At 45.2% G+C, this 22,299-nt stretch carries 19 protein-coding genes, 3 tRNA genes and 2 rRNA genes (1 of these 24 only partly in view); 16 read left to right on the forward strand and 8 right to left on the reverse strand.

What is annotated here, in order from left to right; translation table 11 throughout:
• The 5 genes from AC2TF5_RS11135 to AC2TF5_RS11155 all read left to right on the forward strand — a co-directional run.
• A 23S ribosomal RNA gene (locus tag AC2TF5_RS11135) occupies positions 1-1,793 on the forward strand (it extends 1,340 nt beyond the left edge of the window).
• A 212-nt stretch (positions 1,794-2,005) separates the two neighbouring features.
• Positions 2,006-2,122, forward strand: a 5S ribosomal RNA gene (gene rrf / locus AC2TF5_RS11140).
• 263 nt (positions 2,123-2,385) lie between these two features.
• Positions 2,386-2,462, forward strand: a tRNA-Met gene (locus AC2TF5_RS11145).
• 35 nt (positions 2,463-2,497) lie between these two features.
• A tRNA-Lys gene (locus AC2TF5_RS11150) sits at positions 2,498-2,570 on the forward strand.
• A gap of 9 nt (positions 2,571-2,579) precedes the next feature.
• Positions 2,580-2,666, forward strand: a tRNA-Leu gene (locus AC2TF5_RS11155).
• A gap of 362 nt (positions 2,667-3,028) precedes the next feature.
• On the opposite strand, the gene ytaF is transcribed toward AC2TF5_RS11155, so the two are convergent.
• The gene (ytaF, locus tag AC2TF5_RS11160) at positions 3,029-3,652 is read right to left on the reverse strand and encodes a sporulation membrane protein YtaF (RefSeq protein ID WP_491302217.1); all 624 of its coding nucleotides are present in this window, start codon (positions 3,650-3,652) and stop codon (positions 3,029-3,031) included.
• A 166-nt stretch (positions 3,653-3,818) separates the two neighbouring features.
• Here ytaF and AC2TF5_RS11165 point away from each other — a divergent pair, with 166 nt between their 5' ends.
• From AC2TF5_RS11165 to AC2TF5_RS11175, 3 genes are all read left to right on the forward strand, one after another.
• Positions 3,819-4,505, forward strand: coding sequence for a helix-turn-helix domain-containing protein (locus tag AC2TF5_RS11165; RefSeq protein WP_491302218.1), 687 nt, complete (start codon positions 3,819-3,821; stop codon positions 4,503-4,505).
• 250 nt (positions 4,506-4,755) lie between these two features.
• Positions 4,756-6,030, forward strand: coding sequence for a GNAT family N-acetyltransferase (locus AC2TF5_RS11170; protein WP_491302219.1), 1,275 nt, complete (start codon positions 4,756-4,758; stop codon positions 6,028-6,030).
• Between the two features lie 96 nt (positions 6,031-6,126).
• The gene (locus tag AC2TF5_RS11175; RefSeq protein WP_491302220.1) at positions 6,127-6,834 is read left to right on the forward strand and encodes a hypothetical protein; all 708 of its coding nucleotides are present in this window, start codon (positions 6,127-6,129) and stop codon (positions 6,832-6,834) included.
• Between the two features lie 110 nt (positions 6,835-6,944).
• On the opposite strand, the gene AC2TF5_RS11180 is transcribed toward AC2TF5_RS11175, so the two are convergent.
• The 6 genes from AC2TF5_RS11180 to AC2TF5_RS11205 form a co-directional block, all read right to left on the reverse strand.
• Positions 6,945-8,174 (reverse strand): aminopeptidase, encoded by a 1,230-nt coding sequence (locus AC2TF5_RS11180; protein ID WP_491302221.1) that lies wholly within the window; start codon positions 8,172-8,174, stop codon positions 6,945-6,947.
• 201 nt (positions 8,175-8,375) lie between these two features.
• Positions 8,376-9,197 (reverse strand): carbohydrate ABC transporter permease, encoded by an 822-nt coding sequence (locus AC2TF5_RS11185; RefSeq protein WP_491302222.1) that lies wholly within the window; start codon positions 9,195-9,197, stop codon positions 8,376-8,378.
• Between the two features lie 14 nt (positions 9,198-9,211).
• Positions 9,212-10,174 carry a carbohydrate ABC transporter permease gene (locus AC2TF5_RS11190; RefSeq protein ID WP_491302223.1) on the reverse strand — a complete coding sequence of 321 codons (963 nt, stop codon included), beginning with the start codon at positions 10,172-10,174 and terminating at the stop codon, positions 9,212-9,214.
• Between the two features lie 45 nt (positions 10,175-10,219).
• Positions 10,220-11,479 (reverse strand): ABC transporter substrate-binding protein, encoded by a 1,260-nt coding sequence (locus tag AC2TF5_RS11195; RefSeq protein ID WP_491302224.1) that lies wholly within the window; start codon positions 11,477-11,479, stop codon positions 10,220-10,222.
• A gap of 251 nt (positions 11,480-11,730) precedes the next feature.
• Positions 11,731-11,904, reverse strand: a complete 174-nt coding sequence (locus AC2TF5_RS11200; protein WP_491302225.1) for a hypothetical protein — start codon at positions 11,902-11,904, stop codon at positions 11,731-11,733.
• A gap of 95 nt (positions 11,905-11,999) precedes the next feature.
• Positions 12,000-12,929: a DNA-3-methyladenine glycosylase family protein gene (locus tag AC2TF5_RS11205; protein WP_491302226.1), complete on the reverse strand. Its 930-nt coding sequence runs from the start codon at positions 12,927-12,929 to the stop codon at positions 12,000-12,002.
• A 147-nt stretch (positions 12,930-13,076) separates the two neighbouring features.
• On the opposite strand from AC2TF5_RS11205, the gene AC2TF5_RS11210 reads away from it, so the two are divergent.
• The 7 genes from AC2TF5_RS11210 (at position 13,077) to AC2TF5_RS11240 (ending at position 18,392) form a co-directional block, all read left to right on the forward strand.
• The gene (locus tag AC2TF5_RS11210; RefSeq protein ID WP_491302227.1) at positions 13,077-13,712 is read left to right on the forward strand and encodes a bifunctional transcriptional activator/DNA repair enzyme AdaA; all 636 of its coding nucleotides are present in this window, start codon (positions 13,077-13,079) and stop codon (positions 13,710-13,712) included.
• Entirely contained in the window at positions 13,709-14,281 is a 573-nt protein-coding gene (locus AC2TF5_RS11215) for a methylated-DNA--[protein]-cysteine S-methyltransferase (protein WP_491302228.1), read from the forward strand. The genes AC2TF5_RS11210 and AC2TF5_RS11215 overlap by 4 nt, the downstream gene beginning before the upstream one ends.
• Complete coding sequence (locus AC2TF5_RS11220) at positions 14,265-14,978, forward strand: 2OG-Fe(II) oxygenase (RefSeq protein WP_491302229.1); 714 nt, start codon at positions 14,265-14,267, stop codon at positions 14,976-14,978. The genes AC2TF5_RS11215 and AC2TF5_RS11220 overlap by 17 nt, the downstream gene beginning before the upstream one ends.
• 247 nt (positions 14,979-15,225) lie before the next feature.
• On the forward strand, positions 15,226-15,942 hold the full coding sequence (gene pxpB, locus AC2TF5_RS11225; RefSeq protein ID WP_491302230.1) for a 5-oxoprolinase subunit PxpB: 717 nt from the start codon (positions 15,226-15,228) through the stop codon (positions 15,940-15,942).
• The gene (locus tag AC2TF5_RS11230; RefSeq protein WP_491302231.1) at positions 15,939-16,961 is read left to right on the forward strand and encodes a 5-oxoprolinase subunit C family protein; all 1,023 of its coding nucleotides are present in this window, start codon (positions 15,939-15,941) and stop codon (positions 16,959-16,961) included. Before pxpB ends, AC2TF5_RS11230 begins: the two co-directional genes overlap by 4 nt.
• Complete coding sequence (locus tag AC2TF5_RS11235; protein WP_491302232.1) at positions 16,936-17,697, forward strand: LamB/YcsF family protein; 762 nt, start codon at positions 16,936-16,938, stop codon at positions 17,695-17,697. Before AC2TF5_RS11230 ends, AC2TF5_RS11235 begins: the two co-directional genes overlap by 26 nt.
• 47 nt (positions 17,698-17,744) lie before the next feature.
• A complete protein-coding gene (locus AC2TF5_RS11240) occupies positions 17,745-18,392 on the forward strand; it encodes a pyroglutamyl-peptidase I (RefSeq protein ID WP_491302233.1) in 648 nt (215 codons plus the stop codon).
• Between the two features lie 117 nt (positions 18,393-18,509).
• Here the strand turns inward: AC2TF5_RS11240 and AC2TF5_RS11245 are convergent, their stop codons facing one another.
• Complete coding sequence (locus AC2TF5_RS11245; protein WP_491302234.1) at positions 18,510-19,643, reverse strand: phosphodiester glycosidase family protein; 1,134 nt, start codon at positions 19,641-19,643, stop codon at positions 18,510-18,512.
• 197 nt (positions 19,644-19,840) lie between these two features.
• On the opposite strand from AC2TF5_RS11245, the gene AC2TF5_RS11250 reads away from it, so the two are divergent.
• Positions 19,841-21,991 carry a hypothetical protein gene (locus AC2TF5_RS11250; protein WP_491302235.1) on the forward strand — a complete coding sequence of 717 codons (2,151 nt, stop codon included), beginning with the start codon at positions 19,841-19,843 and terminating at the stop codon, positions 21,989-21,991.
• Positions 21,992-22,299: the final 308 nt, after the last annotated feature.

A 22,299-nucleotide genomic window follows, 5' to 3' on the forward strand; every position in this document is an offset into this window, starting at 1 on the left:
AATGAACATTTTGATCGGAAAGCCAGAAAACAGGCTGACGATGAAATGCACTCAGGGGATAAACACACTTCGAAGGCGGAGTGAAGTCGATTCAGGGGTAGGGGAGCGTTGTATGTAGGTTGAAGGTGTACCGTAAGGAGCGCTGGACAGCATACAAGTGAGAATGCCGGTATGAGTAACGAAAAGATCAGTGAGAATCTGATCCGCCGAAAGCCCAAGGTTTCCTGAGGAAGGTTCGTCCGCTCAGGGTAAGTCGGGACCTAAGGTGAGGCCGAAAGGCGTAATCGAAGGACAACAGGTTGAAATTCCTGTACCACCGTAAACCGTTATGAACGATGGGGTGACGCAGGAGGGTAGTGACGCGGACTGATGGATGTCCGTCCAAGCAGTGAGGCTGATGTGTAGGCAAATCCGCACATCATTAAGGCTGGGCTGTGATGGGGAGCGAAAATTATAGTAGCGAAGGTCATGATCTCACACTGCCAAGAAAAGCCTCTAGTCAGGTGAAGGTGCCCGTACCGCAAACCGACACAGGTAGGCGAGAAGAGAATTCTAAGGCGCGCGGAAGAACTCTCGTTAAGGAACTCGGCAAAATGACCCCGTAACTTCGGGAGAAGGGGTGCCCCGGTAGTGTGAATAGCACGAGGGGGCCGCAGTGAAAAGGCCCAAGCGACTGTTTAACAAAAACACAGGTCTGTGCGAAGCCGTAAGGCGAAGTATACGGGCTGACGCCTGCCCGGTGCTGGAAGGTTAAGGGGAGTGGTTAGGAGCAATCCGAAGCTATGAACCGAAGCCCCAGTAAACGGCGGCCGTAACTATAACGGTCCTAAGGTAGCGAAATTCCTTGTCAGGTAAATTCTGACCCGCACGAATGGCGTAACGATTTGGGCGCTGTCTCAACGAGAGATCCGGTGAAATTTTAATACCTGTGAAGATGCAGGTTACCCGCGACAAGACGGAAAGACCCCATGGAGCTTTACTGCAGCTTGATATTGGATTTGGGTACGATCTGTACAGGATAGGTGGGAGCCTAAGAAACAGGAGCGCAAGCTTCTGTGGAGGCGCCGTTGGGATACCACCCTGATCGTATCTAGGTTCTAACCTAGTACCGTAAACCGGTGCGGGGACAGTGTCTGGTGGGCAGTTTGACTGGGGCGGTCGCCTCCTAAAGAGTAACGGAGGCGCCCCAAGGTTCCCTCAGAATGGTTGGAAATCATTCGAAGAGTGCAAAGGCATAAGGGAGCTTGACTGCGAGACCTACAAGTCGAGCAGGGACGAAAGTCGGGCTTAGTGATCCGGTGGTACCGCATGGAAGGGCCATCGCTCAACGGATAAAAGCTACCCTGGGGATAACAGGCTTATCTCCCCCAAGAGTCCACATCGACGGGGAGGTTTGGCACCTCGATGTCGGCTCATCGCATCCTGGGGCTGAAGTAGGTCCCAAGGGTTGGGCTGTTCGCCCATTAAAGCGGTACGCGAGCTGGGTTCAGAACGTCGTGAGACAGTTCGGTCCCTATCTGTCGTGGGCGTAGGAAATTTGAGAGGAGCTGTCCTTAGTACGAGAGGACCGGGATGGACGTACCGCTGGTGCACCAGTTGTTCCGCCAGGAGCATGGCTGGGTAGCTACGTACGGAAGGGATAAGCGCTGAAAGCATCTAAGCGTGAAGCCCCCCTCAAGATGAGATTTCCCAATTAGTAAGACCCCTTGAAGACGACGAGGTAGATAGGTTGGAGGTGGAAGTGCAGCAATGCATGGAGCTGACCAATACTAATCGGTCGAGGGCTTATCCTAAAAGTTTTCCGAAGGAAAACTCACTTCGAAAGCGTTACGCTTTGCATCGAAGGAGGTACTTCGGAAACACTATTCGCAAACGTTTCGTATCTAGTTTTCAGGGAGTCAAGATGACTTTTCTAAATCCAAGTGGTTTAAGGAAAGCACATATGGCTTTCAGCATTTGGCGATGCTGAAACCTGATTTATAGCATTTGAATAACAAATGCTCCGTTTGGTGGCGATAGCGGAAGGGTTCCACGCGTACCCATCCCGAACACGACCGTTAAGCCTTCCAGCGCCGATGGTACTTGGACCGAAGGGTCCCGGGAGAGTAGGACGTCGCCAAGCCAGTTAAGCCCGTTGTTGATTTTATATCGATCGCGGGCTTTTTTGTTTTAGATGACTTATTGAATGCGTATGACTAAATACATTTTGAAGCGAGTAGAAGTAAGTGGATTCCAGAATATATTTATAAGTTGCAATTTCGAGATATTTATGATATATTATAATTCCGGCTGTTGAAAAATGGTTGAATTAAAATGATCTTACTTAAGTAAGATCATTAAATGGGATTTTAAATTCTCCTCAGTAATAATAACACCTTTTAATGACGCGGGGTGGAGCAGTTCGGTAGCTCGTCGGGCTCATAACCCGAAGGTCGTAGGTTCAAATCCTGCCCCCGCAACCAATCTTATCGTTTTCGCAATAATTTTTTCTTTTTAAGAGCCATTAGCTCAGTTGGTAGAGCACCTGACTTTTAATCAGGGTGTCGAAGGTTCGAGTCCTTCATGGCTCATCTTATTATGCGGTCATGGCGGAATTGGCAGACGCGCTGGCTTCAGGTGCCAGTGGTAGCAATACCGTGGAGGTTCGAGTCCTCTTGACCGCACCAACCCTTCAATTAACAGGTTCGTGAAATTGCTCTTAGAGCGATTTACGAGCCTTTTTTGTATACTAATGAAATTTAGGCTATTGCTCATGACTTGAGCTGACGAAAGCTTCGAGCTATAGTCCAGCAACAGGATTACAAGACTGTGACGATAACCGAAAATTCCTTCGCTTCACCTAAACATTTTAATATGTTGGCTCCCTTGTACGGACAGTTTGTAATTGTGGTTTTAGGGAGCCTGTGACGGATCGGTCTACTTCGACAATGGCGATGAATGATTAAAGTGCAGCAGGAGAGCAGATTGGCATGCTTAGAAACACAGGTGATTCATGGAGCGCTTGCTCGAAGCTGGTTTGTACTCCTGATTAGAGCAAGCTGTTTGCCGCAATCAGGATTAGAATCACACCACTGATGAGTGTCCCGAATTGTCCTAATGAAAGAGCTCCGATGCGTACGTTTGCCAACTTACCGCCTAATACGACTCCAAGCCATACCGTGGTAAAGCTACCGACGGCTGCCATAATGGAGAGAGTGATAGGGGGTAAGCCGTAAATTCCTGCGCTTAACCCATTAGTCAACGCATTTGCGGAGAGGGCAACCCCTAAAACTAATGCTTCTATAATTCCGATATCATTTGATTTGTCTTTATCCACAAGTTCGGGATTTTGCAGAATTGCGGAAAGTCCTTTCGTTTTCGAATTGTTTTGTTTCATTTCGTTTGTCTTACGCGGAACGGCCAACAAAATGATGCGCAGACCAATCACTAACAATAGAAAGGTTCCCAGAAGGATAGGAAGGATGCCAGGAAGTACGGTAGAAATCCATTTTCCGAACATAATCCCTGAATAACTGAACACATAGCATACAGCAGCAATCAGCAGGTTCGAAAAGAAACGGATTTTGATTTTTCGGATTCCATAAGATAGTCCTACACCTAGGTTGTCAAGACTCGATGAAATAGTAAAACCGAGGATAAGTAACCAAACCATATTATCACCTCAAATAGTTGAATTTGGATTAATGTATGCCTTGTTGAAATAAAAGTGCCAGTACATTGAGAAAAACGCAACAACAATTATTTCTGTTGAAACGAGACGTTGAGGAAAGTTTAACATCGTTCCCTCATACATTATATAAGAATAGGAGGGGGATTATATGGAAATCATTGAGCAGTCGAAAGATAACCGTTTCGGAAACTTGATTGAAGTGCTGCTCAAAAAGCATTCGCTCTCAATGCGTAAGTTGGGTCTTCTTTGTGGCATGGATGCCGCCACCATTTCACGGATTGTCAATGGGAAGCAGCAACCAAAGCTTACTCATTTAAAAACCTTTTCTGAACACTTGGATATTTCATTGGATGAGCTGCTCGAAGCTGCGGGTTACGAAGTAAATGGCAGGGGAAAAGGCAATGATATGGAGATTCTCCATTCACTAGAGGCTGTTAAAGAGATATTGGGGTATTCCAAACTTTTCAATCCTAAAGTTACTACGGAACATATTGAACAAGAATTAATTAAGTATGCCCAATATGAGCGAACAGAAGAGGGCCGTCTTATGATCAGCCGCGAATTTAACACGAAAATAAAACAGGTTAGCGGTGAGGGGCCCTTCATCGAACATTTAAAAAAAATGCACATACGATATTGTGAAGAAGATACCTCTGACCACGAACGGGAGCTCCTGGGTAGCGCAATACTGTACTTTATATCTTCAGCTGATATCATTCCCGATTATGTTTTTCCAATAGGATATTTGGATGACGCCATTGCGGTCTACCTGGTACTGAACCGTTTGAATAATCAGGATGGTCAAGGCACTGCTTTAGATAATCCGGGTTGCTAGGAGAGTACGAATGGAAAGGCAAATTAACAATTTCGATATAGGCCGTCCCCAAAAAATAACATGAATAGAAGGGTGCTGGATTTTATCCGGTACCCTTTTGTGTTTTTCTTGAAAGTGAATAGCTAGCGTATCCATTATCGATCAACCTCAATATTTTAACTGACCATATTGTGTAAATAAGTTTAGCTTGTTATCGTAGTAATGGAAGTCACTTTCCAAACTATCCAATTCACCTGAAAGGAAGCCTGTCATGAATGAGGTTATTCGTAAGCTAAATATCGATGAAATTCCTGTGTTTGTGGACATCGCTCTGAATGCATATCCTGCAAAAGCCGTACCGGGACCGGAGTTCAGAGAACGACAAATTACACGTTTCACACACATTCAAGAGAATATGCCTACGGTTCAATATTATGGTCTGTTTCGGGATAAGCGCCTGATAGCCGGGATGCGCATCCATGAATACACCATGAATCTTTACGGACGAATGATCCAAGTGGGCGGTGTAGGGCAGGTTGCCGTAGACCTCCTTCATAAGAAAGAAAAAGCAGCCAAACAGTTAATTGAGTTTTTCATCTCACATTTTAAGTTAAAAGGAATTTCTCTTGTGCTCCTATATCCGTTCAGACCGGATTTTTATAAAAATATGGGATTTGGCTATGGCACAAAAATGAATCAATATCGAATCAAGCCGGATAGTTTTCCAAAGGCAGCAGAGAAGCATGGCTTAGTGTGGTTGGATCGCTCCCATCAAGATCTGATTCGTGACTGCAGCGACCGACAAACCGCATCTACACACGGAATGATGCTGAAAACTCCTTATGAACTGAATCCGTTGTTCAACGCTCCGGGTAAGAGGCTGATCGGATATATGGAAGATAACAAATTAAATGGCTACATTTCATTCACCTTTAACAGTATTAGCTCGGATAACTTCCTGCTGCATGACATGGTCATTCATGAGTTTGTATATGAGACACCGGAGGCGCTGCAACAGATGGGGACTTTTTTACATACGCAAAGTGATCAGATCAACCGGATTATATGGACGACACAGGATGATACAATCGAATATTGGATCGGAGATCCTCGCAACGGCAGCGACCGCATTCTTCCGAGTGTGTTTCATGAAAGTCATACATCAGGTGTGGGCTTGATGTACAAGATCATTGATATTGAGCAGTTTATAATCGAGCTTGCCCAAACAGGTGCTGTGTATAGCTCGGAGCCGGTTACTTTGCATTTTAAGGTAACTGACACCTTCTCCTCAAAGCAACCGGTCATTTTTACCTTACATATTGAGCAACAGTCATTAACGATTTCAATGGAAGAACAACAAGAAGCTGGCGGCGATTCTGTTATCGAAATGGACATCTCAGATTTTTCTTCCCTGTTTATGGGGGCGGTTACTGCGGATAAGCTATATCAATTTGGAAAAATAAAGGCTTCCCATTCACAAGATATAGCATTGCTTGAACAATGTTTTCGGCATAGTATCAAACCAATCTGTACCACGGCCTTTTAATCGGGTGACAGCTGCCTAAATAGGCTATGCTAAAAAATTTTACCAGAAGTGGAACAAAATCGGATTCCCTTACGTTTAGCAGATAAAGGGGGATTGATGATGAAGATAAAAACTTTAGGCCTGCTTATGATTATTTTTCTAAGTGGATGCTCCAGCCTCCCGTTTAATCAGAATCAGACACATACCATTATCGATTGGGTGGATTTTGTAAAGCTGAATGGAAACATGTATTCAAGTGACTGGGGAATCGTACTAAAAAATGAGAATGACGTGGCTGAAGAGGTTGGTGAAGTGAGTTTTACAGTGGATGAGGTCGTAACAGATTTAGGTTACAAAACCAAAGACGGAGATGCCGCCTTTATGGACATTGGAACTAAATTATTCCGTGTAAATGGCTTTGGAACAGATGAGATTATTGCAGTTGCTGACGACACTCGGGTAAACGGTTATAAATTGTATATAGAGGATCAATTCAGAAGCTCTATTACCACGTGGTACGTTAAGATTCCTAAAGACAAGGTGAATAGCATTGGGCTGTATCGTGACAATGAATCGAAGCCTTACAAAACACTTACTGGGAAAGACATGAAAGATTTGATGAAGCTTCTGGATGATGGGGTTGATTCCCCTAATTATTCACCTAATATGAAAAATGGAGATCCTCAATATTATCTTATGGTTTTTTATACCGATGATCCGATTGGTTACTCTTTTTCGATAGCGGATGATAGTCAAAATGTCTTTTTTCATTCTGACCGTACAAGGATTGTTGATGGTCGGATACGTAAATGGATTGCGAAATAGGCTTAAGGGTTTCAGCCCAAAAAATCATATCACTTCCCACGTTAATAGCCCCCGCGATCAGCAGGGGCTATGTTGTGTACATATATTGGACTTGCGGCTTCAATTAGACATTAAGCCCATTTTCCGTTGCGGAATACCGGTTCGATGGTACCGTCAGCCAACTCACCATCAATCTCTAACTCTTCCGAGCCGATCATAAAATCGACATGCGTCAAACTGACATTTGCGCCTTTAGCGAGCAATTCTTCCTTGGAAAGCTTAGTTCCACCTTCGATGTTAACCGGGTAGGAGCTGCCCAATGCAAAATGGCATGATGCATTCTCATCTACACCCGTATTGTAAAACACACGTTTTAAACGGGAGATTGGAGAGCCAAAAGGCACAAGCGCCATTTCTCCAAGATAGGAAGCACCCTCATCCGTATCGAGCAACGAGGTCAAATGCTCACGTCCGGATATTGCATCATACTCAACTACTTTGCCGTCCTTGAACGTAAGGGTAATCCCTTCAACTAGACGGCCATTCAAGTTCAGTGGAAGTGTGCTGGTTACCGTGCCATTGACACCTGTACGATGTGGCATGGTGTAGATTTCTTCTGTAGGCATATTGGCGACAAAATAAATGCCGGTTTCGTTATAGTCCCCACCTCCAAGCCAGAGATAGCCTTCCGGCATTTCGACACGCAAATCCGTACCAGGAGCGCGGTAATGAAAACTTTTGTAACGTTTATTATTCATAAACTCCTGTCTTTGTTTCAGTTCGGCAATGTGTTTGCGCCAAGCGGCAACCGGATCCTCTGTGCCTACCCGATTCATCAGGAACACAGCTTCCCACATGGCATCCAATCGCTGCTCCTCCGGCAGGTCGGCAAAGACTTTGTTCGCCCAAGCCCGGGTTGGCGCTTTGATCAACGACCAAGTAACCTTGTTATTTCTTACATAGGTCTGGTATTTCTCTCTTGCTACGGCAGCTGCTCTTACAGCTGTGGACACTTTGGACGAATCAATTCCACGGAATAGCTCTGGATCTGGTACCTTAATATGCAGCACGGCACCGCCGCCTTCAGCGAGCTGCTCCATCATGTCGGCCTGCCACTTCGGATAATAGCCAAAAGAGTCATCCGGCGCTTTTTCATAACGGATCCGGGTGGTTTTTTCATCTTCCCAATCGACCTGAACATATTTCGCGCCTGCTTCATAAGCTTTGCTTACGATCAATCGAGTGAGTTCCACCGTTTCTAGGGGAGAATGAACCAGCAGAACTTGCCCAGGCTGTACATTTACACCCACTCGTATAACGAGCTCTGCGTATTTTTCCAACATCGTTTCAAAACTGCTCATATGTATATTCCTCCATGTCATATAAATCGGTACTTTCAATAGTTTAACATGTTTTGAACAGTAAGCATGGATGATCGAAGATAATTACACTTTGTAGATATTCAAGGCAAATGCTTGGACATGGCTAGTAATCAAATTTAGACAAGAAAAAGGGGTCTCCGCGTCCATATCACCGTAGAGACGCCCTTTTGGCGTGAAGGATTAACTTTTGATCGCTCCAGCTGCAATATCTGAAATGAACTGTTTGCTGATAAACAGAAACAGAACAATTAGCGGGATGACCGCCATTAACGTACCGGCGATGACCATGGCATAATCGGTCGTATAGATGCCGTTTAAAGAAGAAAGTGCAATTTGAAGCGTAAATTTGCTTTCATCATTTAGGATGATAAGCGGCCAAAGGTAGTCATTCCATACTCCGATAAACGTGAAGGCTGCTAAGAATGAAAGAGCGGGTCTCAGGATGGGAAGAGCAACATTCCAATAGAGTCGAAAAAAACCACAGCCGTCGATCCTGCCGGCATCCAACAGTTCGGAGGGAACAGATTCCGACGCATACTGCCGAATCCAGAAAATTCCAAAGGCGTTAGCCATTCCTGGTATGATTAATGCTTTAAAAGTACCTACCCAACCGAAAGTTGCCATAATAACAAAAGAAGGGACAAGTGATAGCTGTGCCGGAGCCATCATGGTGGCGAGCAGAACGATGAACAGCCACTGTTTACCCGGGAAGTTGAATTTTGCAAATGTAAAACCGGCCAGGGAATCAAAGAACAGGACAAGAAGTGTACAAGCCGTAGCAACGAATAATGTGTTTAGGAAAGCGCCGAAAAAATCGATACTGTTTAGTACCCGCGTTATATTATCAAGCAGATGGGAGCCAAACCACATTTTGGGCGGGAAGCTGTATATGTCTGCTGTCGTTCGCGTGGACATGACGAGAAGCCAGTAGAATGGGAAAATCGATACGATCAGCCCGGCAAACAGCCCCAAATGCAGCAGAAGTGATTTACCTTTCATCATTTGTCTCACTCCTATTACGATTCATTTGATCCTTTGCCTTGAACCATTCTCCAGTTGATGATCGAGAAAAGGGCAATCAGTACAAACATTCCCCAGCCTACAGCGGATCCATATCCGAAGTAATTGTTAACAAAAGCTTCCCGGTATAAATAGAGGACGATGGTTAGTCCTCCGCCGCTGACACCGCCGTCATTGCCGACAAGCACCTGGGGTTCCGTAAATACCTGCATGCCGCCAATGGTAGAGGTGATTACGGTAAAGAGGATGATCGGTCTTAAATTCGGAATCGTAATTCTGAAAAAAGCTTGAATACCGGTAGCGCCGTCAATTTTGGCTGCCTCATAAAGTACGGTTGGAATGCTCTGCAGGCCTGCTAGGTAGATAATGGCGTTATAGCCGACCCAGCGCCAAATGATCATGACGGAGATGGCGAGTTGTATACCCCACGTTTTATTCAACCACTCGACAGACTCCAGTCCTATCAGATTTAGAAAGTAATTAAGCAGTCCATAATTGTTCGAAAACAGAGTGCTAAACACGATAGCAACAGCTACAAGGGATGTAACATTCGGTAGGAAGTAACCGATCCGAAAGAAAGTGCGGAACCTGACAAACGAAGCGTTAAGCAGAAAGGCAATAATTAAAGCGGAAAAGAGCATGGGTATGGTGGAGTAGATCCAGATGACGAGTGTGTTGCGGACAGCTCTCCAAAACTCGGGGTCAGTGAGCATGAACTGATAGTTATTCAATCCGTTGAATGTCATCTCGCCGATGCCGTCCCATTTTTGAAATGATAGGTACATGGAGAAGGCGATTGGAAACAGACCGAAGATAGCGAATAAAATGTAAAATGGCGAAATGGCCAGGTATTCTTTGCGATGTTTCCAGAGTGTCGCGGCAAAACCTCTCCGGTTCTTGGCCTGGGTTGGCCCGTTTCCGGAATGCAGTGATGTCTGTTGATTCAGGGGTGGTTCCATACGTTTCAACCTCCATTGTTATCCTTCTCTTCATCACTGAAGGGGTTAACGCAGCAGTTCTTTCTTAACGCGTTTCAACGCATCCTCCCAAGCTTGATCCGGATCTTTGCCTTCGAGCGCCACAGATTGAAGCTCCCGGTTAACAATCCCGTTTACATTACCAAACTTACCGCCGAAATAAGCGGATTTGACGTTCCGTGCTGATTCCGTGAAAATCTTACCCGTCGCCTGATCGCCAAAGAATGGATCCTTCCGCAGCATAGCAGGTGAATCCAATGCATTAGCTGCCGAAGGGAAAAGATTAATGCTTTCATACGATTTCGCCTGATTGTCAGGATTCAGTAGCCACTGAAGCACCTTGAACGATTCCTCCGGATATGGACTGGTTTTCATAATAGCTAGGAATGAGCCGCCATTGTTTCCATCTCCACCGGGTGCTCGGGTTACTCGCCATTTGCCCGATGTATCCGGTGCTGCCTGCATAAGTATCTCCTTGACCCAAACGGCTCCCACGAAAGAAGCGATTTTTCCGTTGTTCATTGCTGCGTTCCATTCGGAAGATGAGCTGCCAGCGTTGGCTAACAGTCCCATACGTGATGCGTTCACAGCGGTGTCCCATGCGGTTTTCATGGAAGAGGAGGAATCCTCTCCGATAAAGGCATCGTCTTCTGAGAAATAAATGTGTTTGGACTGCGAATTGATCTGATTGTAAACATTATTGATATTATCTGTGAGTTTGACCTTACCCCCGAAAGCTTGATCTAGCTTCTTCCCGGCATCTAAATAATCATCCCAGGTCGCAAGCTGACGATGAACTTCTTCAGGATCGATGGGTAGTCCAGCCTCCTGAAACAGGTCAGCCCGGTAGAAGAGAGCAGTCGGTCCGGTGTCAATCGGCATCGCGATCATTTTACCTTGGGGCGTTACCCCCAGGTTCCATTTCCAATCGAGATAATCTTGTTCAATCTCTTTGGCTCCGAGCTCATACAAGTCGTAGAACCGGTCCGAGCTTGTGAACAGTTCAGCTACCCAGTCGTTGAAGGCAACGATATCCGGACCTCCAGATCCAGCGGCTAGAGTGGTCTTAAGCTTGGATTTGAAATCACCGCCAATCTTTTGAGCCTGAATTCGTATGCCGGGGAACTCCTTTTCCACCGCTTTAATCAGATCGTCGTCCAGACTTCGGTTCCAATACCATAAAGTAAGCGTTTTCTTTTTTGAGTTTGATTGATCAGCTGAGCAACCGCTTACAAATAAGGTGATACAAACGATCAAGCATGAAACGAGGAACCGACATTTAAGCATGGCTTAGCCTCCCATCCTGTAAAGTGATAAAACGACCGTTTTACAGTGTATGACGATAGGAGGTGACAATATATTAAATTTTTCCCTTTTGGTGAGGTGGAAGTTTATGGAATGATATAGCTGTTTTAGAGATACGATGATTGTTAAACGCGCCAGTAAGATGTACAGTGAGTAGGAAGATATGTAAATCAAGGAGATAATAGAAAGACCTCACGGCCTTCCGACTAAAGGAAGTGCTATGAGGTCTTATGTTATTGCTGCTCTTTCGAAGTCTTCTCGGAAGACGGATTGTTCATAAATACCTCTGCCGCTTCCTCAGCAGAAAATTCCGTATTGTCTAATCCTTCACCCGGAGCAGGCATTCTGTTCAGCTTCGTGGTATATACCTCGGATTTTGTTGGTTCATTAGAATTCGATTTGCTCATATGGACACCTCCTTTTGTAACTTGCAACATCATTTAGTGTCCCGAATCAGCGGAATATTATGCAAATACTAGGCATGCTCTATGGTATATCGTGATCAATATAACAATCTCCACATATAAAATGTCGAGTAAGATTCCCAGTTTGCCCAGCCGGCAGTGAGCTTAAGAAGTTCATCACGGGACGGCTTAAGGTCTAATCCAAGAGCATGCTTTACAGCATTATGCAAACCGACATCATCGATAGGAAAGGCAGTAGGAATTCGCAGGCAGCGCATTAATACATAATTGGCTGTCCATGGACCAATACCCCGGATGCCCACCAACAATTTTTCGGTTTTTTTATGTTCTCCGATTTGGAGCAATGCTTCCTTCGACAGCTTACCCTCTACAAAAAGCTGAGCTATGGCAATTAGATACTCGCGCTTCTTAACAGTCATCCGAAGTTCCTCCATATCCGCAACCGAAAGGGCGGCGATGGTATCTGGTTCTGGAAACACATGATACGTTATGCCATCAATTGTTACACTTCTGCCGTAGGTTTCTACGAGCCGTCTTTTGAGTGTGAAGGCAAAGGTTAGATTGATTTGCTGCCCAAGAATCCCCCAGCAGATAGATTCGAATAAATCCGGAATGCCCATATTTCGGAGTCCGTAAAAGGAATGTACCGTTGTCTGAAGAAGCTCGTCTTGCTCGGCCATCTCATAAAAGGGAACAAGGTCTACATCCAGGTCGAACCATTCCCTTACATAGCGGATGATAGCTTCAAAGTCAGTGGTATCTTTCGGCACAATATCTCCAATAAAGGAGACCATAAGCGAATGGGGGACATCGGGATCTTCAAATATTTCAATGACATAAATATGCTGTCCGATTGGCAGAGCTTTATAAATCCTATTTTCGTGGACACGGTACATGCATTCATTAGTTGCATTGGTCAGGTAATTTAAGTTTTGAGAAAAGCTGAATTCCCGAGGCACCGGAAGTTTTAAGGGCAGCCCTGAATTTTGTTCGTATAGTCCAGTCATTATTCTTTTCCTCCAAAGTGAATTGACATTCTCTTCTTAGTTGTACCATATATTGAAATCTCAACATTTCATTATCTTGCTATTACATTCCATAATGCGTACATACGTCCCTATGCGAGGGTATACTGGAGATGGAGGTGAAGCACCATGGATGAAGAACGTAAGAATGGCTCTATGAATCAAAAGCTTCCAGAAGATCCAGAGGGAAAGTATCTGTCTGATGAACAATGGGGTGCCATTATTAACAACGATTCTAGATATGATGACCAGTTTTTTTATGCGGTACGAACAACAGGAATATTTTGCAGACCTTCCTGCAAATCAAAAGCACCCATGAAATCAAATGTCCGAATTTTTCAAAATGCGGAACAGGCGCTGTCCGCCCATTTCCGGCCTTGCAAACGATGCAAACCTACGGGAGAACGATTGCCGGACCGGGAATGGGTGGAACAGATTGAGATGTATATTGATAATAACTACGCTGAGACGATCACACTGGAACACCTGGCTGATATTTGCCATGGCAGTCCCTATCATTTACAGCGAACTTTTAAAAGAGTAACAGGGATAACTCCTGTTGAATATGTGCAGCAGAAACGGATCGAGCAAGCGAAACAGAGTCTGATACACACGGACCAATCGGTCTCGGAAATATCGTTGAATGTTGGGATGTCTAATATCCCTTACTTCATAACTTTGTTCAAGAAGAAGACCGGATATACCCCTAAGGAATATCGTCACCAACATCAAATACACCATTCTAGGGAGGTTCAGAAACTATGAACACCAAACAAAGAGACGCGGCAGAACCTATCTATTGGACATTATTAAACGATCAAAAGTGGAGTCTGCATATGGCTGCTACGGAAAAGGGACTTTGTTTTGTGGGCTCCCACAATCAAGCGATAGATGAACTAATCGATTGGGCACAAACTCGTTATCTGGGAAGCCCGATCATTAGAGATGATGAGATGTTACTTCCATATGTTAAAGAACTCCTCGAATATTTAAGAGGAGAGCGTAAGATATTCAGCAAGCCGATTGATCTTCGGGGAACCGCATTTCAGATTGCGGTGTGGAATGCTTTGAGTGAAATACCTTACGGATTAACGAAATCGTATTCAGATATAGCACAGCATATCCAAAAGCCTTCTTCGGTAAGAGCGGTTGGAACAGCAATAGGAGCGAATCCTCTGTTAATCACCGTGCCGTGTCACCGGGTTATTGGTAAGAATGGATCACTGACAGGATACCGGGGAGGTCTGGAGATGAAAACCAGGCTGTTGGAGTTGGAGAAGAAAGACCTGGTGATTCCAGAAGAGGGGAGCAGGCTGCATGTCTCTACTTCTTAAAGAACGGGTTACTGGACTGGATTGGCCCCTTATCCAGCACCACCTGGATGAACAGGGGTTCGCTAAACTCCCGGCGCTATTCGGCAATAACGAATGCCAAGAGTTGATGGATGCATATGAGGAAGAGACACGCTATCGCAGTACAATCAATATGTCCAGATACCGGTTTGGAGCAGGGGAGTACAAGTATTTTCAAGCACCTCTTCCAGACTTACTGCAGCAGCTAAGAGAGGCTCTCTATCCAGAGTTGTCCAGAACAGCGAACCGATGGTCCGAATATATGGGAAAGAAGCAAGTTTATCCGGATCACTTGGAGAAATTTCTGGGAGTATGTCATGAACAGGGACAGACTCGCCCAACACCGCTCATCCTGAAATATGAAGAAGGAGGATATAACTGTCTTCATCAGGACTTGTACGGAGATGTATTCTTCCCATTTCAGGTCGTATTTGCATTAAATCAGCGGGAAAAGGATTATTGTGGAGGACAATTTTTATTGATGGAGCAGCGTCCCCGAGCACAGAGCAGGGGTCATGCCATCACCCTGGAACAGGGGGAGGGGCTTATTTTTCCGACACAGCACAGACCTGTGCTAGGATCCCGAGGTTATTACAGAACAACGATGAGGCATGGAGTCAGCACGATTACTTCCGGGACACGCTTTAGCCTTGGGATCATCTTTCATGACGCCAAGTGAAAACGTCGCATGACTCCACGACTGATAAGAGCAAGGAAGCCTTCTGCCACCTCGGGATGGTAGGAGGCTTTTTTCTATGCCAACAATGTTTAAATTTCTAATTGTAGTTTATCAAAATGAGTGTGACCAGCGATATAATAACATTTCTAATTTCATCGTTTCGTACAGCCTTTTCTTTGATATCATGTAGTTAGTACCTTGAGGAATCATTTAGCCCTACAGACATAAATAAAGGAGGTTGATTGAAATGATAAAGCCTCTTGCAATGCTTCCGCTTGGTGATGCGGCGGTGCTTATCCAGCTAGGTCATGTTCTCAGTGAGTCAGTACACCGTCAGGTCAAAGCTACAATGCAGTACATCGAGAACCATCCGTTTCCGGGTTACATCGAATGCATTCCTTCTTTCACAACAGTAAGTATCCACTACGACTTGCTCAAGCTACCCAGGCGTGACGGAGTCAGCTCTTCCTTTGAAGTTGTATGCTCACTTCTGAATGAATTGTTAAACGAAATCGAGCTTCAGGAAGATTGGGTCCCTGTGGTCGTCGATATTCCGGTATGTTATGAAGAGGAATACGGACCCGATTTGGAAGTTGTAGCTTCTATAAACGGGTTGACTCCGGAAGAAGTGATCCATATTCACACCGGGCAGGACTATCTTATATATGCTCTTGGCTTTACTCCCGGCTTTCCTTATGTCGGTGGAGTATCTGAAATGATCTCGGCTCCACGAAAAAGCACACCAAGACTTAAAGTTCCTTCCGGATCGGTCGGGATAGCGGGGAATCAGACGGGAATTTACCCGATCGAAACACCTGGCGGGTGGCAGATTATCGGCCGGACACCACTATCTTTGTTTCTCCCGGATCGATATCCTCCGACGCTGCTTGAAGGGGGTCAATACATAAGGTTTCGGAAAATAGACCGTGCGGAGTTTGAATTTATAAAAGGTGGCAGCGTATGAGCATAACAGTTATGAAACCTGGGTTGCTGTCTACCGTTCAGGATTTAGGCAGAACCCGATATGGTAAATACGGGGTTAGCGTGTCGGGTGTTATGGATCACTTTTCTCATCGCATAGCGAATTGGCTGGTCGGAAACGATGAAAGAGAGGCCACGCTTGAATTGACCTGGTCGGGCTTCACCGCTCAATTCGAGCAGGATCAATGGATTGCAATCACTGGAGGAGATTTTTCGCCTGCAATTGAAGGTGAAAGTGTTCCGATGTGGCGGCCGGTGTTTGTTCGAAGAGGCAGTACACTCACTTTTCTTAAACCAATTACCGGATGCAGATCATACTTGGCTGTCTCAGGTGGAATCGATGTCCCTGAGGTGATGGGCAGTCGCAGCACCTATTTACGCGCTGGAATTGGTGGATTTCATGGTAGAGCATTAAAGTCCGGAGATGTGATATCTGTTAAACCTGGCGGGTCCAATAAACATCCGATCGAATTTGATGAAGGCAGCCCTTTTTATTCCGTAAAATGGTCGGTTCCAACGACTTTATTTCCTTCCTATCACGAGCATCCGACGATTCGTGTTATCCGCGGAAACCAATTTGATGATTTCGATATGGAAAGTAGGAAGTCTCTGTATGATCAGACTTTTCAAGTGACACCCCAATCGGACCGCATGGGATACCGTTTGTCAGGAGCGCCGTTACGTTTAAGTTCAGTAAGTGAGTACATATCTGAAGCCGTGACACTGGGCACCGTTCAGGTCCCTTCCGACGGGCAGCCGATCATTCTGATGGCCGACCGTCAGACCCATGGAGGATATCCAAAGATAGCGCAAGTCGCGAGCATTGATATTCCGGTCATGGCCCAGGTGCCACCTGGTGGCTCGATACGATTCAGCGAGATCACCTTGCAGGAAGCTGAAACGTTATTTATTGAATGGAGCCAGAAGATCCAGTTCCTGTCCAAGATGATCTACATGAGGTTAAAGGAGGAGTTTCATGTTACAGGTGGATCTGAATTGTGATATGGGAGAGAGCTTCGGTGCATACCGCATAGATATGGATGAAGAGTTAATGAATCATGTAACCTCAGCTAATATTGCCTGCGGTTTCCATGCCGGAGACCCCGCCGTGATGCGTTCTACCGTTAAACAAGCGCTCAGTAAAGGAATATCTCTCGGTGCCCATCCCGGACTACCGGATCTTGCGGGCTTCGGGAGAAGAAACATGGATATTACTCCGGAGGAAGCCTATGATATGGTTACCTATCAGATTGGAGCTTTGCAGGCATTCATTCAACAGGAAGGAGGCGTCCTGCGGCATGTGAAGCCGCACGGCGCTCTGTATAATATGGCAGCTACCTCCAGAGCTCTTGCTGATGCAATAGCTGCCGCCGTTCAAGGTATCGACTCAAGCCTGATCTTGTATGGACTATCCGGTAGTGAGTTGGTTCAAGCCGGACAGAGACTAGGGCTGTCAACAGCTCAAGAGGTGTTTGCAGACCGTACATATCAGGATGACGGCACTCTTACTCCTAGACGGCTTCCAGGTGCGATGATTACTGATTCCGAACAAGCCGTACAACAGGTTATCCGTATGGTGAAGGAAAAGGTGGTCCTATCTACATCAGGCAAGAGAATACCGATTCAAGCGGATACGGTGTGTATTCATGGAGATGGAGCCTATGCTTCCATGTTTGCATCCGAGCTTCGCTCCCGGCTTGCAGCCGAGGGAGTCGTTGTGAAAGCTGTTCGCGAGTGAGCAAGAGAATTGATTCATATAAACGAGAACTATTAGGAGGCACTTCTATGAAAATATTAATATCCGGCTTTGAGCCTTTTGGCGGCAGCAGCATAAATCCGACAGAGCGACTAATACAGGAAATTGTAAATGTACCTTTTGAAAATGTAGATCTGAAAACAATACTGCTACCTGTTTATTTTGATGAGTGTGCCGAATTGCTGCTGCGTGAGATGGAATCTTTCAAACCTGATGCGGTTATTGCCTGCGGAGTTGCGGCCGGCCGGACATCGATTACTCCGGAACGCATCGCAGTGAATGTTAAGGATATCGCTCCGGATTCACCTTATCCAGACAATCGGGGCGGCCGACCGCAAGATGAGTTGATTCAACCGGAAAGTCCTGATGGGCTGTTCAGCCGACTACCTATCCGCAAACTGGTAGACCGGATGCGGGAACAAGGGATACCGGCCTCCATCTCCAACACAGCTGGAACCTTTATTTGCAACAATACGATGTATGCTGTGCTGGACTATATCCGGATTCATAACTTGCCGATGCTTGGAGGTTTTGTACACTTTCCAGCATCGACTGAAATGGCGGTGGACAAGCCAGGGCTCCCGACATTAACTCACGATACGATGTTAAAAGGGCTGGAAATCATCATCCAGACTACAATCGAAGAGTTGGAACATGAATTGCAGGCAATGAAATAAGAACAATACAATGCACATACAGCGTTCAACGATCTGTCCAACGGTTTGAACACAAGAGAAGCCGCTCATCCCGAGCGGCTTCTTGTAATTAATTTGATAATCTAGTCTACATTATGTTTATTTATATTTTACGATAATCGCATTGCTGATCTGGCGTCCAGGTGCCGTAAGGTAGGAGCCGTTGTAGTAAAGGGCGCTGGATGCACCGCCATCCAAATTCATAGCCTGATAGGCACCAGCTTGTTTCATGATTTCAGCGAGTTGTGGAATGGTAGCGCCACCGGTCGTTAACAGGATTAGCTTATGATCCTTCGTAATGCCCAGAGCACTCCGTGCTCCGCCACCAGTCAGGATTTTCGGATCACGGAACCCTTCTTTTGTAACATCAAGAGAAACCTTACCGTTTACGACTAATCGTGGACCTGCTTGTACGGCACCCGCCGATTTGCCTGACGTAAAGTGTTCTTTAAAATCCAACCCAGGGAGTAACTGAGCAAGGTTGTTGGAGTCAAAAGTAAATACGGTTCGTCTATCAGCAGGGCTGTCTTTCAGAAGATTACCGCCACCGACGATATAACCATAAGGTGTTTTGAAAGAGCCTGGTGTGTATGCGTCAAAAAACGTTCCATTGATCGCTGCTACGGCGTTATTGCGTTTGGCCAAACTGCGCAAGTCTTCTACCTTGCCTATTTTATTGCCAGCAAGTACAACATCCAGTTCTACCTTAGGGTGAAGCAGAGAGACCGTAACGGTCTGTGCACTGAATGTACGTGAACCGACCTTAAAGGATTTACGTGAGGATACGATTGGCTTGGAGCTGGACGGAATTAGTGTGCCTGAAAGAACCGGCAAAGGGGTCGTAGTCTCCCCTTGGGAGATTTGGACCGACGAAGTATCTTTGTTCCATGTAATATTGAGATTCAAATGTTGGCTAATAAATTGTAGTGGTACAAATGTATTACCATTATCACGGAAAGGGGCTGCTTTTATCTCAGTCTTCTTGCCATTTACGTATGCCGTGCGTTTGCCAACATAGAGAGTAAGGTTGGTATCTTCCTTGGAGATGTCGATTTTTTTCTGAGCTGACTGATAGTTGACCTTGATCCCTTCGTAGCTTTTTAACAATCCAACAGGAATAAAGGACTGACTGCTCTTATCCACATATACCATCATTTTTGCTGAGGATGCGGCGTAGAGTGGCGTAACCAGTGTGAGCATGACTAGCAGAACTAAAGCGGTGATTCTTTTCATGTACGATTCTTCTCCTTTGTATGTATATGGTACGTAACAACGTGTCTATAGAATGTATATCGGTATGTGATGACTCATAATGTACTACTTTCTACCTATTTTTTAGTGAAAAGGTAACAAGAAACATGAGAAATGTCGATAAACTGGTATAGTACTGGAAAATACCTGTGTAACAGAGGAACAAAGGAGAGAAACGAATGATCGTTAACAGGAGAACAACCAAGTTATCTCTAGTCATTGTGATGATGCTGGCTATGGTGTTTCCCACGAGCGTTTTTGCTGCGAACGGGGATCTGACATCTATCGCTTTTGACACGAATGAGGAAGAGATTCATCTAACGGTCGCCGAAACGACCAGACAGCTTCGCGTCCTGGCAACCATTGAAGGTTCTAGTGCCAAGAAAGATGTAACCAACGAGGCGACATGGACTTCTTCCAGCACCAAAACAGTTAAAGTCGAGGGTGGATTGCTTACACCGCTTGATAAGGGAACGGCAACAATTACAGCTAAATACAAAGGCTCGATAGCCACGATTAAAGTCATATCCAAATATGCGGCCGAAGAGTTTGCGATTAACCAACCTAAAGAGGTTGAGTATAAGCTTGGTACGGAAGGTATAGAAGTTAAAGCACTTACCGACGGTACGAATGATGTTACTTCGGAAGCTAAATGGACATCTTCGGATGAAGGTGTTGTTACCGTTGATAAAGGCGAGTTGAAGCTGATCGGTAGAGGTAATGCAACGATTACAGCTTCATATAAAGGTCTCAGCGCGTCCTATAAAGTGAAAGTAATATCACCTTACGAGAAGCTTGCCATCTCTCCAGGTGAGGATCAGGAGCTCCTCGTTGGAGATGATCCTGTAGAGCTTAAGGTTTATGCTAGAACATCAGATTCTGAAACAGGTCTGGGTACAGAGGTGACAGATAACGAGGAGCTTAAGCTTAAATCTTCCGATTCTTCTGTAGCGAAGATAAATGACGACGGTAAGCTGGAGCCTGTAGCATTAGGTAAAGCGACGATCACCGCGACTTATCTTGGAACTTCCGCTTCAATCGATGTTTACGTGCGTAATCCATATGAAGCCTTGATCTTGACCGAGCCGGACTTCATTAAAAATCCACTGATGTTCCTGAATGATCAGACAACGATTAAGGCTATGGTGCGTAATGCGGCAACGGAATCAATAGAGGTCGCTGCGACATGGACATCCTCTAATCCGCTAGCAGTAACAGCAGATGGTGGGAAAATTACGGCGAGAGCAACAGGTACTTCCAATATCAAAGTTTCATATCTTGGAATATCTAAAGAATTCAAAGTGACGGTATTGCCGACCGTTACAGAGTTCAAAACAGACGAAACCGAAATTAAACTTCTCAAAGACGAGTCCAAGTCGGTACCAAAGGTAACTGGAACATTGCTTGATGACGAGAAACAGGATTTCAGCAAATCCGTACAATGGACAACGAGTGATGAGAAAGTAGCAACTGTAGATGATAACAAAATCAAAGCCCAAGCTAAAGGCGAAGCGGTCTTGACCGGGAAAATCGGCAGTAAAGAAGTGGCTGAGGTTAAGGTAATCGTTAATGAGAAGGTATTGATCCTTTTGCCATCCATTGAGGAATATCAGATAGTTACAGGTAGAACTGAGGATCTCCCGAAAGTAACGGCTGTACTTGAAAACGGTGATGAGGAAGATGTAACTTCATCCGTTGAATGGTCGGTAACGGGTACTGTTGGTGTTATCAAGGATGGCCGGATTAAGGGACTGACTAAAGGCTCTACAGTTCTTAAAGGAACTTATTTAAATCAAAGTATCAAGATCCCTGTACTTGTGGAACAGGAGATTGTTAAGATCATCGTAGACCCTGAAACGGTTGAACTAAATATTAAGAAATCTAAATCTATTAAAGCAACAGGATACTATGCGAATGGAAAAACCGTTGCACTGTCGACTAAAATGAATTGGGTTTCATCGAATCCAAAAGTAGTAACGACAAGCCGTTCTTCTGTTAAAGCAGTCGGAGAAGGGACAGCAACTGTTAGTGGTTCGTATCAAGGTATTCCGGTTAGTGTAAAAGTGAATGTGGTGCCGAAACTGACAAAATTAACTGCCAGTGAGAAGAAGCTGAGCTTGGCTCCAGGTGCTGTCAAAACCGTATCGTTAACGGCTGAATATGACACCGGTAAGACAAGCAGCGTAACAGGCAGTGCAAAATGGTCTAGCAGCAACACGTCTGTTGCTAAAGTGACTGATGGCAAAATCGAAGCGGTGTCTAAAGGATCCGCACGTATTAAAGCTACGTTTGGTACCAAAACTGTGACTGTTACGGTTTCTGTGAAATAACTTAAAAGAGCCGCTTCCGGATTGAAGGAAACGGCTCTTTTTCATATAAATGTTAGCCATTAGGCTTAAACGCTTTAACAACTGAGGAAGAATTGGGTCAATTTTCAGTAAGAAGATGCCGACTGATGCGATCAAGGTTGCGCCAAGCTTGATTCGCCGCTGGGATTTTGGGAACAGCTTGGAACTCTGCACGGAGAGATAAGTCAATGGCTGATCATGATGGCCGAAAGTGGGATGAAAATCAAAGTGAAGATTGTTATATTTGGTGTTGACCTACCGGTAAGATACAAGATACCGGTAGGTTTTTT

Source organism: Paenibacillus sp. JNUCC 34 (genome assembly GCF_058269055.1).

Excerpts from the sequence above, each read along its gene's own strand:
- ytaF (WP_491302217.1), bottom strand. The coding sequence starts at position 3,652 with ATGGTTTGGTTACTTATCCTCGGTTTTACTATTTCATCGAGTCTTGAC.
- AC2TF5_RS11165 (WP_491302218.1), top strand. The coding sequence starts at position 3,819 with ATGGAAATCATTGAGCAGTCGAAAGATAACCGTTTCGGAAACTTGATT.
- AC2TF5_RS11170 (WP_491302219.1), top strand. The coding sequence starts at position 4,756 with ATGAATGAGGTTATTCGTAAGCTAAATATCGATGAAATTCCTGTGTTT.
- AC2TF5_RS11175 (WP_491302220.1), top strand. The coding sequence starts at position 6,127 with ATGATGAAGATAAAAACTTTAGGCCTGCTTATGATTATTTTTCTAAGT.
- AC2TF5_RS11180 (WP_491302221.1), bottom strand. The coding sequence starts at position 8,174 with ATGAGCAGTTTTGAAACGATGTTGGAAAAATACGCAGAGCTCGTTATA.
- AC2TF5_RS11185 (WP_491302222.1), bottom strand. The coding sequence starts at position 9,197 with ATGATGAAAGGTAAATCACTTCTGCTGCATTTGGGGCTGTTTGCCGGG.
- AC2TF5_RS11190 (WP_491302223.1), bottom strand. The coding sequence starts at position 10,174 with ATGGAACCACCCCTGAATCAACAGACATCACTGCATTCCGGAAACGGG.
- AC2TF5_RS11195 (WP_491302224.1), bottom strand. The coding sequence starts at position 11,479 with ATGCTTAAATGTCGGTTCCTCGTTTCATGCTTGATCGTTTGTATCACC.
- AC2TF5_RS11200 (WP_491302225.1), bottom strand. The coding sequence starts at position 11,904 with ATGAGCAAATCGAATTCTAATGAACCAACAAAATCCGAGGTATATACC.
- AC2TF5_RS11205 (WP_491302226.1), bottom strand. The coding sequence starts at position 12,929 with ATGACTGGACTATACGAACAAAATTCAGGGCTGCCCTTAAAACTTCCG.
- AC2TF5_RS11210 (WP_491302227.1), top strand. The coding sequence starts at position 13,077 with ATGGATGAAGAACGTAAGAATGGCTCTATGAATCAAAAGCTTCCAGAA.
- AC2TF5_RS11215 (WP_491302228.1), top strand. The coding sequence starts at position 13,709 with ATGAACACCAAACAAAGAGACGCGGCAGAACCTATCTATTGGACATTA.
- AC2TF5_RS11220 (WP_491302229.1), top strand. The coding sequence starts at position 14,265 with ATGTCTCTACTTCTTAAAGAACGGGTTACTGGACTGGATTGGCCCCTT.
- pxpB (WP_491302230.1), top strand. The coding sequence starts at position 15,226 with ATGATAAAGCCTCTTGCAATGCTTCCGCTTGGTGATGCGGCGGTGCTT.
- AC2TF5_RS11230 (WP_491302231.1), top strand. The coding sequence starts at position 15,939 with ATGAGCATAACAGTTATGAAACCTGGGTTGCTGTCTACCGTTCAGGAT.
- AC2TF5_RS11235 (WP_491302232.1), top strand. The coding sequence starts at position 16,936 with ATGTTACAGGTGGATCTGAATTGTGATATGGGAGAGAGCTTCGGTGCA.
- AC2TF5_RS11240 (WP_491302233.1), top strand. The coding sequence starts at position 17,745 with ATGAAAATATTAATATCCGGCTTTGAGCCTTTTGGCGGCAGCAGCATA.
- AC2TF5_RS11245 (WP_491302234.1), bottom strand. The coding sequence starts at position 19,643 with ATGAAAAGAATCACCGCTTTAGTTCTGCTAGTCATGCTCACACTGGTT.
- AC2TF5_RS11250 (WP_491302235.1), top strand. The coding sequence starts at position 19,841 with ATGATCGTTAACAGGAGAACAACCAAGTTATCTCTAGTCATTGTGATG.